Origin of the sequence: Brevibacillus gelatini, from assembly GCF_050920745.1 — a bacterium.
Classification (GTDB): Bacteria; Bacillota; Bacilli; order Brevibacillales; family Brevibacillaceae; genus Brevibacillus; species Brevibacillus gelatini.
The window spans coordinates 4,176,614-4,189,603 of sequence record NZ_CP154342.1; the positions used below are offsets into that span (position 1 = coordinate 4,176,614).

Here is a 12,990-nt window from a genome sequence, read left to right on the forward strand (position 1 = left end):
GGACGTTAGCCGGAGACACTGACTTCCCGCAGTAGCAGTGTAATCTGCTTCTCGGTGTACTCCTCCAACGTATAGTGCTTATGCAGAGCCCAGCGGCGGAACACCCACATTTCACCCAACACCATGATATTGTCAGCCATCAGCTTGACATGCTTCTCATCAATGCGCAGCGAACCGTCGGCAATCCCTTTTCGCAGGATCTCCACAAAAATTTGCGCAATTTCCTCTTCACGTCCGAGAACGTAGCGAAGCGTTTCTTTCGGCAGCGACTTCGACTCCTGATAAATGAGCAGGACGCGGTCGCTCATCTGATCCATTACACGAATGAAGCTTCTGATCGCGAGCTTTAAAATTTTCAGACCTGTACCGCTAAAATTGATCGCTTCGCGCAGGCGCGTCTCCATCTCGGCATGGATCGCATCGCATACGAGATAGAGTACGTCCTCTTTGGATTCAATATATTCGTACAAGGTTCCGATGCTGAACCCCGAGGCTCTGGCAATCTCCCTTGTCGTCGTCTTGTGAAAGCCTTTATTAATGAAGAGATGAACGGCAGCCTCAATAATTTGCTCCCGCCGTTTTTCAATCAGTTTCGGGTCCTTTACCAAGGACGGTATGGTTTTTCTCTTTTCGGACACAGCCAATCCACCTTTCCAACCGACTGAGCGTTTAGTCAGACACTTTCGGGAAAAGAAAGGAGCAAACGCTCTTCTTGTGTATCTTTTCGCACACCATTATACGCGAGGAAGAGCGTAAAGCCAAACCTTTCTTTTCCACAAATCTATCAAAAAATCTTTTTGCTTTCTTCTGGTTGGATTGATCGTGGCTGCTGGTCGGCGTCTTGCTATTCTTTTAGCAAATAGTTGCTGATGACGACACGCTGGATTTCATTTGTGCCCTCGTAGATTTGCGTGATTTTCGCATCGCGCATGAAGCGTTCCACGGGGTACTCGCGTGTGTAGCCGTAGCCACCAAACACTTGCACCGCTTCGGTCGTAACCTCCATCGCAATATCGCCCGCGAAAACTTTGGACATGGCCGATGCTTTTCCGTAAGGCAGTCCCTGGTCTTCCAGCCATGCCGCCTGATAGGTGAGCAGGCGCGCCGCTTCAATCTTGGTCGCCATGTCAGCGAGCTTGAACTGGATTGCCTGCAACGAAGCAATCGGCTTGCCGAACTGGTTGCGCTCTTTCGCGTAGTTCAGCGCGTGTTCGAATGCGCCCTGCGCGATTCCGAGTGCCTGGGCCGCGATTCCGTTGCGTCCGCCGTCCAGGGTCATCATCGCAATCTTGAAGCCTTGCCCTTCTTCACCCAGCCTGTTTTCTACCGGCACGCGCACATCTTCGAAATTGACAGCGAGTGTTGGCGAGGAACGGATGCCGAGCTTCTTCTCTTTTTTCCCCATCGTGAAGCCGTCCATGCCTTTTTCCACGATAAAAGCGGTGATCCCTTTGTGCTTCAGCTCTGGCTGGGTGACGGCAAAGACGATGTAGATTTCCGCTTCGCCCGCATTGGTAATGAAAATTTTGCTGCCGTTCAAAATGTAGTGATCGCCATCGCGCACCGCTGTTGTGCGCATTCCCGCCGAGTCGGAGCCGGAGCCTGGCTCAGTCAGACAGTAGGCTCCGATTTTTTTGCCCTCTGCGAGCGGACGCAGAAACTTTTGCTTCTGCTCCTCCGTGCCGAATTTGTAAATCGGCCAGCTGGCAAGCGAAACGTGCGCGGACAAGGTTACTCCGATTGACGCGTCCACACGGGAGAGCTCTTCTACTGCAATCACGTAGCTCAAGTAATCCGCGCCAGCGCCTCCGTATTTTTCCGGCCATGGGATGCCCGTCAGGCCAAGCTCGGCCATTTGCTCGAAAATGGATCGGTCGAAGCGCTCTTCCTCATCACGCTCGGCCGCTGTCGGAGCTACCTGGTTTTCTGCGAAGTCTCGGATCATTTTGCGCATCATGTCGTGTTCTTCCGTAAGCTGGAAATTCATATTTTTCACTCCCCCATGTGCTTTGCGCCGGTCCTTGTCAGGCCACAAGTCTGACGGGACGACAGGCTCTATTAATCAGCAAGCAAATGCTTGGCGATGACGATGCGTTGAATTTCGTTCGTACCTTCGTAAATTTGCGTGACCTTGGCGTCGCGGAACAGCCGCTCTACCGGATATTCCCGGGTGTAGCCGTAGCCGCCGAACACCTGGATTGCTTCTGTTGCCAGCTCCATGGCCGTGTCCGTTGCGAAGCGCTTTGCCATGGATGCCTCCATGCCGCAGGAGATGCCTTGGCTGCGCAGCGACGCCGCGCGATACACGAGCAGTCTGGCCGCTTCCGCCTTGGTCGCCATGTCTGCGAGCTTGAAGGCGATGGCTTGCTGTTTGGCGATTGGTTGGCCGAACTGCTTGCGCTCCTTGGCGTACTCTGTCGCGTATTGAACAGCAGCCTCGGCGATGCCCAGCGCCTGTGCGGCAATCCCGATGCGTCCCGTGTCCAGGTTGGCCATGGCGATCGTAAAGCCTTCTCCCTCCTGCCCCAGCAGATTGGCGGCAGGCACACGCGCGTTGTCGAATACTAGCTCGGTCGTGTAGGAGCCGTGCAGCCCCATCTTCTTTTCTTTTTTCCCGACGTGAAAGCCTGGCGTATCCTTTTCCACGATGAAGGCGGATATGCCCTTGGTGCCTTTCGCGGGATCGGTGACGGCAAACGTGATGTACGTATCGGCTTCGCCGCCGTTCGTGATAAACACCTTGTTGCCGTTCAGGATGTATTCGTCGCCATTTCGCACAGCCGTCGTCCTGATGCTGCTCGCATCCGATCCGGCATGCGGCTCTGTCAGGGCAAAAGCGCCGAGATATTCGCCACTGGCGAGCTTTGGCACGTATTTGCGTTTCTGCTCGTCCGTTCCGAAGTACAGAATCGGATTTGTCCCGACAGAGGTGTGCACGGACAAGATCACGCCTACCGTTGCGCTCACTTTGGAAATCTCATGGATCGCCAAAATGTAGGAGACAAAATCGGCGCCGGCACCTCCCCATTCTTCCGGGACCGGAATGCCCATCAGGCCCATTTCGCCCATCTTTTTGATGACCTGACGGGGAAACTCATCTTTTTCTTCCATAACGGGAACAAATGGCGCAATTTCTTTTTGCGCAAAGTCGCGCACCATGCGACGCATCATTTCCTGTTCTTCATTCAACCTGAAATCCATGGCCGTCCTACCTTTCTGCGAAAATTACCCAGTTAGTTGTACACGTAGAATCCTCGACCGGATTTTTTGCCAAGCCATCCCGCTTTCACATATTTGCGCAGGAGCGGGCAAGGACGGTATTTGGAATCACCGAAGCCTTCGTACAGTACCTCCATGATGTAGAGACACGTATCCAGACCGATGAAGTCCGCGAGTTGGAGAGGGCCCATCGGGTGGTTCATGCCGAGCTTCATCACTTCGTCAATCGCTTCCGGCGTCGCCACACCTTCGTATACGCAGTAGATCGCTTCATTGAGCATCGGCATCAGCACCCGATTGGAGACAAAGCCCGGAAAATCGTTGACGCTCACAGGCACCTTGCCCATCTGCTTGGACAAATCCTCAGTCAGTTGGTACACCTCATCGGCGGTTTGCAGTCCACGGATGATCTCGACCAGCTTCATCACCGGCACCGGATTCATGAAGTGCATGCCGATCACTTTTTCCGGGCGCTTTGTCACAGCCGCAATCTCGGTGATCGGCAGAGAGGACGTGTTGCTCGCCAAAATCGTGTGCGGCGGACAAATCTCGTCCAGCCTGGAGAAAATGGCTGATTTCACCGCCATGTTTTCCGTCACAGCTTCGATGACAAAATCCGCTTCCGCAGCGTCTGCCAGATCCGTTGACGCTGTGATCCGGGACAAAATCGCCTGCTTGTCGTCTTCGCTCAGCCTGCCTTTTTCCACGTTGCGCGTCAGGTTTTTCGCAATCGTCGCCAGACCGCGCTCCACAAACGGCTGCTGCACATCGTTCAAATAAACGCGAAAGCCAGCCTGTGCTGCTACCTGGGCAATCCCGCTGCCCATCTGTCCTGCTCCGACGACCATAATCGTTTGTACGTTCATGTAAAAGGCCTCCCTATTCCACTTTTATCAAAATGGCGTCTCCCTGTGCGGCACCGCTGCATATCGCCGCGATTCCCAATCCGCCACCGCGTCTCTTCAATTCATAAGCGAGGTGCATGATAATGCGCGCTCCGCTCGCGCCAATCGGATGACCGAGCGCGATTGCTCCCCCGTTCACATTCACTTTCTCGTCGTCCCAGCCGACGATTTTGCCGCTCGTCAAGGTCACAGCCGCGAACGCTTCGTTCACCTCGAACAAATCGATCTCCGCAAGCGAAACGCCTGTTTTTTCGAGCAGCTTGTTGATCGCAAGCCCAGGGGTTGTCGCGATGTACGGCGCTTCTGCCCCTACCTGCGCGTGTCCGAGAATCGTCGCCAGCGGCTTGATTCCCAGTTGCTTCGCCTTTTCATCGGACATCAGCACCATCGCTGCCGCTCCGTCGTTGATTCCCGGCGCGTTGCCTGCCGTAATCGTGCCGTCCTTTTTGTAGACCGGAGGCAGCTTGGCGAGTCCTTCCAGCGTCGTATCCGGGCGAGGTCCCTCGTCTTTTGTAACCAGCACCGGCTCTCCTTTTTTCTGCGGGATCGAAACGGGGACAATCTCTTCGGCAAAAAGTCCGGCTTCGATTGCCTTGGCCGCCCGCTGTTGACTGCGCAGCGCCCACTCGTCCTGCGCTTCCCGCGTAATGCCGTACTCTTCGGCTACGTTGCTGCCGTGAATCGCCATCGGCACCTGGTCAAACGGGCAGGTGAGGCCATCGTACATCATCAGATCGCGAACGGTGGCGTCACCCATCCGCATGCCGTAGCGGGCATTCGGCAGAGCGTACGGCGCGTTGCTCATGCTCTCCATGCCGCCTGCGACGATGATTTCCCCGTCCCCTGCGCGAATGATCTGGTCGCCCATCGTAACGGCGCGCATCCCGGAGGCACATACCTTGTTGATCGTCTCGCTCGCCACATTCCAGGGCAGCCCGGCCTTGCGAGCAGCCTGACGGGAAGGAACCTGACCCGCGCCTGCCTGTACGACCATCCCCATGATGACTTCATCGACCTGATCGTCGGATATACCGGAGCGCTCCACTGCTTCCCTGATGGCGATGGCACCGAGTTCTACTGCAGACAACGCTTTCAAAGAGCCGCCAAACTTACCAAACGGGGTACGTGCCGCCCCTGCAATTACCGTTTTCATCGCATGACCTCCATTCGGCTTTTTCGTGCTTATCAACGAAAAATAAATTGATCGAGCGTTCGTTCACTTTTCTGCTATCTTCATTTTGCCGTCTTCTGTTCGATTAGTCAATGAATTAGGAAAAAAAGAACAGCCTGACTTTTCGCTTGCATCAGGCTGTTCCAACGGTGCCGATCCTTTCCTTGTCAGATCGCGTCCGCCAAAATTTCTGCCACATCGCGCGTTTTGACTTCGTCTTCTTTTTCCTTCGTCTTGATGCCGTCGTTTATCATGGTCAGGCAGTACGGGCAGGCGCTGGCGATTGCGGTCGGATTGACCTCCAATGCCTGCTCTGTGCGCGCCACATTGACCCGCGTGCCTTCATGCTCTTCCATCCACATGAGGCCGCCGCCCGCTCCGCAGCACATGCTGTCGCAGCCGCTGCGCTTCATTTCCACTACTTCTACGCCAGGAATCGCTTCCAGAATGACGCGCGGCTTGTCGTAAATCTCGTTGTAGCGGCCCAGATAGCAGGAGTCGTGGTATGTGATGCGCTCCTTGACTTCCTTGGTCGGCTTCAGGCGGCCTTCCTTCACCCACTGGGCGAGCAGTTCGGAGTGGTGATATACTTCTGCTTTCAGCCCGAACTCCGGATACTCGTTTTTGAACGTATTGTACGCATGCGGGTCGCAGGTGACGATCTTTTTGACTTCGTAGGCCTCGAACAGCGCGATGTTTTCCTGGGCCAGCTGCTGGAACAAAAACTCGTTTCCGATGCGGCGCGCCGTGTCTCCCGAGTTCTTTTCCTCGTTGCCAAGGATGGCGAACTTGACGCCTGCTTCGTGCATCAGCTTCACAAACGCCTGGGAAATTTTTTGGCTGCGCAGGTCAAACGATCCCATCGAGCCTACCCAGAACAAATACTCGAACTCTTCCACCTGCTTGACGGTCGGCACTTCGTATTGTCCGTTCAGACCTTCGATCCACTTCATCCGGTCTTTGCGGTTGATTCCCCACGGGTTGCCCTGACGCTCGATATTGTTCAGGGCGCGCTGCGCTTCCGCTGGCATGCTGCCTTCTGTCATCACCAGGTAACGGCGCATGTCGATGATTTTTTCCACGTGCTCGTTCATAACCGGGCACTGATCCTCGCAGTTGCGACAAGTCGTACAAGCCCACAGCTCCTGCTCGGTAATCACGTCGCCAATCAGGTTTTTCTCGTAAACGGAGGTTGCCGCTTCGGCTGTCGCCGCTACTTCCGATGCTTGCAGCGCGATCTGGTTGGCCGTCGTTTGCGAAAAGGCAAAGCTCGGCATCCACGGCGTGCGGGAGGTGACGGCTGCGCCTTTTTCCGTCAAATGGTCGCGCATTTTTGTAATCAAATCCATCGGCGAGAGCATTTTTCCGGTACCGGCTGCCGGACACATATTCGTACAGCGCCCGCATTCGACACAGGCGTACAGGTCGATCAGTTGCGTCTGCGTAAAGTCCTCGATCTTGCCTACGCCGAACACTTCCTGCGTCTCGTCCTCGAAGTCGATGCTGGACAACTTGCCAGGCGGGTCGAGCTTTTTGAACCAGACGTTGACCGGAGCAAACAGCAAGTGAGCGTGCTTGGATTGCGGCACATAGACGGCAAAGCCGAGCAAAATAATCAGGTGCGCCCACCAGAATACGTAAAACAGAACCGCTCCACCTGTCGTCCCTACGCCCATCGCGGAAAACGCCATCGCGATTGCGGAAGAGAACGGCGCATAGCCGGACGCTTCATGCCCGAGCCAGATTTGCTCGAAGGCGAGGGAGAGCAGCACGGTCGCCATCAGGGAAGAGATCAGCAGCAGGACGATCCCTGACTTGAAGCCGCGCTTCAGCCGTTTCAGCTTCTCGATATAGCGGCGGTAAAAGGCGTATCCGACGGCGACCAGGATCAGAAACGTGGTAATCTCCTGCATGAGCGAGAAGTATTTGTGAGCGCTGCCAAAAGGAAGCTCAAAGCCTTTGGACAGCCCCTTGACAATCAGCTCAATCGCGCCGAATTGCAGGATGATGAAGCCGTAAAACATGACTACGTGCATGAGCCCGCTTTTTTTGTCCTTCAACAGTTTCTTGTGAAAAATGATGTTGTCCAGCATCAGGTTGATGCGTGCGCCAAAGTCATCTTTCACCTCGGGCTTTTTGCCCAGCTTGATGAACAAATATCTGCTGTACACAACATGTCCGGCCAGATACAGCCCGTAAGCGAGCACCAGGAAAAACGCGATCAGATTGACAAGTGCCAGCATGTTTCTACTCCCCCACTTTCACGAGTTGTCTTTAGATTCCATCTTATCAGAATCGAGAGGAAAAATGAATGACTATTCAGTCTGTAAAATTGAGTTTTTTAAAAAATGAAACAAAACTGACTGAACGGTCGCTCGAATAACTGTAATTTGATCTTATCACATAAGTCGCAAATCAACCATCCTCCAAATAAAGTTGAAAATATTCACACGAAAAACAAGCAGCCACCCGTTGACCAGGCAACTGCTTTGGTTTTTGCCAGCTTTATTTTCCCGAGACTTCTTTTGTCTCTACTGCACTTTGTTGCTTCTTCGCTTTTTGCTCCATGCGCACATCGGCCAGCGACTTGACCTTCGTCGCCTTGATCCGCTTGTTGCGCGGCAGATCGGTCGGCTCCAGGTTGTTTGCTTCATCCTGCATAAGCGCTGCGATACCGACTGCCTTGCCTTTTGCCGCGATGCAGTATTCGCAGTTTTCCTCGTCGTGCTCATGGTACTGCTTCGGCTCCGGATACGAAGTGATGACACCTTCGAAGTTGCGCAGCACCACTTTGTCGGACGACTGGGAAATCAGGTAGTTCGGGCTGACCGGAATTTTCCCGCCGCCGTGCGGAGCGTCCACCACGAAGGTCGGTACGGCGTAGCCGGAGGTATGGCCGCGCAGGTGCTCAATGATTTCAATCCCTTTGCTGACGGGCGTGCGGAAGTGGCCGATCCCTTCAGACAGGTCGCATTGGTAGATGTAGTAAGGACGAACGCGAATTTTCACCAGATCCTGCACGAGCTTTTTCATCGTGTTCGGACAATCGTTGATTCCCGCGAGAATGACGGACTGATTGCCGAGCGGAACACCCGCGTTGGCCAGCATTTCACATGCCTGCTTCGCTTCCGGGGTAATTTCCTTCGGATGGTTGAAGTGTGTGTTGAGCCATACAGGGTGGTATTTTTTCAGGATGTTGCACAGGTTTTCCGTAATGCGCTGCGGGAAGACGACAGGCGCACGGGTACCGATGCGGATGATTTCCACATGCGGGATGGCACGCAGGCTGCTGAGAATGTATTCCAAAACGCGGTCGTTAATCAGCAGTCCGTCTCCGCCAGAGATCAGCACGTCACGCACTTCCGGTCTGCTGCGGATGTATTCGATACAGGCGTCGAGCTGTTTCTTGGGTACGCCCATCCCGATCTGGCCGGAAAATCTGCGGCGCGTACAGTAGCGGCAATACATCGAGCATTGGTTTGTCACAAGGAACAGCACGCGGTCCGGATAGCGGTGCGTCAGACCGGGAACCGGAGAATCGGCATCCTCGTGGAGCGGGTCTTCCATGTCGTACTTCGTGCGCACCATTTCCGAGGACAGCGGCACGGATTGCATGCGCACCGGATCTTTCGGATCGTCCACGTCCATCAGGGAAGCGTAGTACGGCGTAATATTCAACGGAATGGTTTGCGAAGAAATACGCACGCCTTCTTCCTCTTCCGGCGTCAGGTTGATGACCTTTTTCAAATCATCTACGGTCTTGATGGTGTGGGTCAACTGCCACATCCAGTCGTTCCACTTTTCTTCGGGCACATCTTTCCAAAGTTCAATAGAGCGCCAGTCACGTCTTGTCGCTACTGTCATCTGCTTCACATCTCCTCTCGTCTGTAGTGAACCTTCATGCGTTTCACTCAACGAAGAAAAGATGCAAGGGTCGTGCCAATCAAATCTAAAGATTTAGAAAATAGGAAATAGAACATTTTGTAAGCGTTTTTCGACCGGATTCAATCGGATCGTCTATATGGACTGCCGAATTTTCGGCATTCAACAGGGCGGGATCATCCGTTGCGAAAGTTTGTATTGCAGCGTTTGGCGGGGGATGCCCAGCAGCTTCGCCGCACGCAGTACGTTGCCATCTGTCTTTTTCAATGCCTCCCCGATGAGCCGCTCCTCCATCTCGCGCATAATCTCGGGCAGCGTACAGCCGTCTTTTTCCACGAGCAAGGAAAACGGGTCTGGCGCGACTGTGCGCAGGGGCGTTTCCGGCAGCGCACGCTCCAGCATGTGCGCAGGCAGATGCTCCAACTGCAACATGTCGCCTTCGACCATGTTCATCGCCGCCTCGATGACGTGCTCCAGCTCCCGGACGTTTCCCGGCCAGTCGTAGCGCGCAAACAACCGGACCACCTCTTCGCTGACGCCGCGCACGTTCATGGCGAATTCGCGGTTGAACTTGGCCAAAAAGTGTTCGACCAACAGTTCCACATCTTCCCTGCGCTCGCGCAAAGGCGGCAATTCAAAGGAAACGACGTTGATCCGGTAATACAGGTCGGCTCGCATCAGGCCGCGCTCCACAAGCGACTGCGGGGCTTCGTTGACGGCCGCAATGACGCGCACATCGACTTTGGTCGACTGGCTTCCGCCGATTCTCCTGATCTGCCCGTCCTGCAGTACGCGCAGCAGCTTTGCCTGCAAATCGAGCGGCATGCTGTTCAGCTCATCCAAAAATAACGTACCGCCGTTTGCCAACTCAAACAGCCCCGGTCGGTCATCGGCTCCGGTAAAGCTGCCCTTCACTGTGCCGAACAAAAGGCTTTCCAAGAGGGACGAAGGCAGCGCCGCACAGTTTTGCGCGATAAACGGCTTGCCGCTGCGCGAAGACGCCTGGTGGATGGACTGGACAAACAGCTCCTTGCCCGTCCCGGTCTCGCCGTAAATCAGCACGGGCGAAGTCGTTCGCGCCGCTCTTTTCGCCCGCTCCTTCAGCCGCTTCATTTTTTCGCTCTTCGTCAAAATGTCGTCGAAGTGAAAAGAGACTTCCTCCGCTCCCCGCTTGGCGCGCTTCGGCTTGCTGATCTTCGCCTGCAAGTCGACGAGGCGCTCCGACAGTTCTTTCAGCTTGCCAATATCTTTGGCGACCTCAACTGCGCCCACCAGCCGTTTGCCGACGCGTACCGGAAGCGTCGTGTTGATCGTTTCGACGCGCATCCCTTTCCAGTTTTTATACGTCTGTGTCTGGTTGTAGATCGCTTCCCCGCTCTCGATCACGCGCAAGAGCGTGCTCGACTGCCGATCAAGCGACGGAAACACCTCTAAAAGCGGCTTACCGAGCACTTCCTCTGGCGTAAGCCCGTCAAGCCTGGCCGCGACGTGGTTATAGAAAATGGTGATGCCATCCGCATCGACTACATGAATCCCTTCGTCAATTGCCCCCAGTATTGCCTGCAACATTTCCACCGTATCAGACAACGGCATGCTGGCTTCCACTCCTTTCAACCTTGCTGCCAAAAAATCATCACTATGCCGAAAATTCGGCAGATGCGCATTAGCCTTCCGGTTTTGCGCAACCTGAATCGAGGGCGTCGGCGTGTTAAACGCGGTCCGCGTCATTTGCGCCTTGCCAGGCAGGCTAAAAGGCAAAAAAAGGCGGTCAGACCCTGCCCGGAAATGAGGCCATTTGCGAGTACGAACACGCCTGTGCCCCCTTCCATATCCTGCCGCGAGTACCTTCTATTGTACGTGCAAAAAACCGCCCTTGCAAAGAGCGGCTTATTTTCCCAGCTCGATTTTCAGTTCATGCTCGCCTGCGTACTGTTCATTCATCCAGGTTTGGTAAAAAACTTCCACCTGTACCGGAGCTTCCTCCGCATAGCGAATGCGCAGCTTGCTCGTATGCGTCTCCATCGCAAACGGGCCGTACGGGCTTTGGTAAGTGCCGTGCGTGCTGGCCCCTTTTTCAAAATGCTGTCTGGTCGACACGCCTCCCTGGCGCACGAGCGTAACGGCTTTGTCTGTCAGCTTGAGCGTCGTGCTGACTTCGCCTACGCCTTCCAGCTGTTCTTTGTACGTCAAATACCAGGCGCTGGCCTTTTGGACGAGTCTTCCTTCGTACTGATGCGTCGACTCATCCCATTCCCCATCGACGCGGTGTCTCGCTGACAGCTTTATCTGTACTTCTTGCATGACGACTTCCACACTCCATGATTTCTACTTTCTGTCCGACAAATCATCCATTCATTTTACGATCATCCCTCGTGGGTTGCAACAGCAGCTTGTTCTTTTGCATCAGCCAACAGGTAGCGCATCGTCGCCGAGACCCCAACCGCCGCCAGCAAGAGCAATCCTGCGAGCACCAGGTACCCTGCGCCTGCTCCCGTGTAGTCGATCATGACCGTAAAGACGCCGATCAGCACCAGCCGCATAATCATGCCGAGCGAATTGAAAAAGCTCATCACCCGTCCCATAAACTGCTTCGGCACGACAGTCATGTAGAGCGACTGTCGGATAAGGCGGACGGAGGCATTCGACCAGCCGTAAAACATGTAGGCGGCGATCAAAGCCCAGCCGTAGGGCAAAGCCACCATTACGACGATCACGGCGGCAAACAGCAGCGTGTTTCCGACCATTGCCGCAAGCTGGCCCATTTTGCGCACGACAAGCGACACCAGAATACCCGCTGCTACCGCTCCCAGCGCATACGCCATCTCCCCGAAGGAATACACCGAGACATCTGCCCGCAAAGTTTGGCTGACGTAGACGGGCTTCAGCAGATTGCTTGCCATCACTGCGATAAACGGCATCAGCGCACATATGCCAAAGACGAGAAAGCCTTTTTTCTCTTTTATGTAGCGCCAGCTTTCGCCGAACTGACTGACCCAGGATACGCCCTGGCTCAGCCTGGCTTCCCCCTCCAGCGTGAACGTGTATTTCATCGTAGAGAGCAGACCGAAGGCAAACAGGTAGGTCAGCGCATTGAACAAGATGACGACGTGCAAGCCATAGTGACCGAGCAAAACCCCGGAAAAAGCTCCAGCCAGTACCGACGCCGTCTGCCCCTCGATTTCCAGCAGGCTGTTGATGTCGCTGTAGTGTCTCGGCTCAAACGCTTCCTGAACGAGAGCAGACTGCGCCGGATAGTGAATCTGGTACATGAAGGTCGTCACCAGGTAAATGGTAATCAGCATCCACTCGTCGTACTCTCCGAAAAATCCCCAGGCAGCCAATATCCCGAGTACGCCAAAGCCGATCAGGTTTTCTGCCAGCAGCATTTTTTTGCGGGAAAAACGGTCAATCAGCGTCCCGATATACGGCCCGATGAAAAACATCAGTACCGCCGAGCTGAACATCGTCGACCCCAACAACTGTGCAGAGCCTGTCGTCTCCACCAAATACCAGGCAATCCCGATCATCGTCATGCCCTGACCGAAGCCGGAGAAAAGATTAGAGAAAAACAGCTTGCGAAACTCTACATGCGCAAAAACCTCTCTCATCTGAAACATCTCCTTCGAAAAGCCTTGGCAGCTTTTTACTCTGTATGGCCATTTTATCCCATTTAATATACTTTGTAAATGAAAATGTTTATTAAGTGGCAAGTGACAGGTCTGCCTCCGCGTTTTTCGGGGATTGGCAGAGTGTTTTCGTGGAAGGTGGGCATCTTTGCATGAAAAAAGCCCCGGCTGCTTGCAAAAGAGCCGG

At 54.4% G+C, this 12,990-nt stretch carries 10 protein-coding genes; all 10 read right to left on the minus strand.

Going from position 1 to position 12,990, the window contains the following annotated elements:
* Nucleotides 1–5: 5 nt before the first annotated feature.
* On the minus strand, nucleotides 6–638 hold the full coding sequence (locus tag AAFJ72_RS20125; RefSeq protein WP_122902877.1) for a TetR/AcrR family transcriptional regulator: 633 nt from the start codon (nucleotides 636–638) through the stop codon (nucleotides 6–8).
* A 206-nt stretch (nucleotides 639–844) separates the two neighbouring features.
* Nucleotides 845–1,987 (minus strand): acyl-CoA dehydrogenase, encoded by a 1,143-nt coding sequence (locus tag AAFJ72_RS20130; RefSeq protein WP_122902878.1) that lies wholly within the window; start codon nucleotides 1,985–1,987, stop codon nucleotides 845–847.
* Nucleotides 1,988–2,058: 71 nt separating this feature from the next.
* A complete protein-coding gene (locus AAFJ72_RS20135) occupies nucleotides 2,059–3,201 on the minus strand; it encodes an acyl-CoA dehydrogenase (protein ID WP_432775447.1) in 1,143 nt (380 codons plus the stop codon).
* A gap of 32 nt (nucleotides 3,202–3,233) precedes the next feature.
* The gene (locus AAFJ72_RS20140; protein WP_432775448.1) at nucleotides 3,234–4,085 is read right to left on the minus strand and encodes a 3-hydroxybutyryl-CoA dehydrogenase; all 852 of its coding nucleotides are present in this window, start codon (nucleotides 4,083–4,085) and stop codon (nucleotides 3,234–3,236) included.
* 13 nt (nucleotides 4,086–4,098) lie between these two features.
* Nucleotides 4,099–5,277, minus strand: coding sequence for an acetyl-CoA C-acetyltransferase (locus tag AAFJ72_RS20145; RefSeq protein WP_432775449.1), 1,179 nt, complete (start codon nucleotides 5,275–5,277; stop codon nucleotides 4,099–4,101).
* A gap of 185 nt (nucleotides 5,278–5,462) precedes the next feature.
* Complete coding sequence (locus AAFJ72_RS20150; RefSeq protein WP_432775450.1) at nucleotides 5,463–7,538, minus strand: (Fe-S)-binding protein; 2,076 nt, start codon at nucleotides 7,536–7,538, stop codon at nucleotides 5,463–5,465.
* Between the two features lie 262 nt (nucleotides 7,539–7,800).
* Nucleotides 7,801–9,159 carry a lysine 2,3-aminomutase gene (gene ablA, locus AAFJ72_RS20155; protein ID WP_432775451.1) on the minus strand — a complete coding sequence of 453 codons (1,359 nt, stop codon included), beginning with the start codon at nucleotides 9,157–9,159 and terminating at the stop codon, nucleotides 7,801–7,803.
* A gap of 180 nt (nucleotides 9,160–9,339) precedes the next feature.
* Entirely contained in the window at nucleotides 9,340–10,770 is a 1,431-nt protein-coding gene (locus AAFJ72_RS20160) for a sigma-54 interaction domain-containing protein (RefSeq protein WP_432775452.1), read from the minus strand.
* Nucleotides 10,771–11,064: 294 nt separating this feature from the next.
* The gene (locus tag AAFJ72_RS20165) at nucleotides 11,065–11,478 is read right to left on the minus strand and encodes a DUF1934 domain-containing protein (protein WP_122902884.1); all 414 of its coding nucleotides are present in this window, start codon (nucleotides 11,476–11,478) and stop codon (nucleotides 11,065–11,067) included.
* 62 nt (nucleotides 11,479–11,540) lie between these two features.
* Nucleotides 11,541–12,785 carry an MFS transporter gene (locus tag AAFJ72_RS20170; RefSeq protein WP_432775453.1) on the minus strand — a complete coding sequence of 415 codons (1,245 nt, stop codon included), beginning with the start codon at nucleotides 12,783–12,785 and terminating at the stop codon, nucleotides 11,541–11,543.
* Nucleotides 12,786–12,990 lie beyond the last annotated feature (205 nt).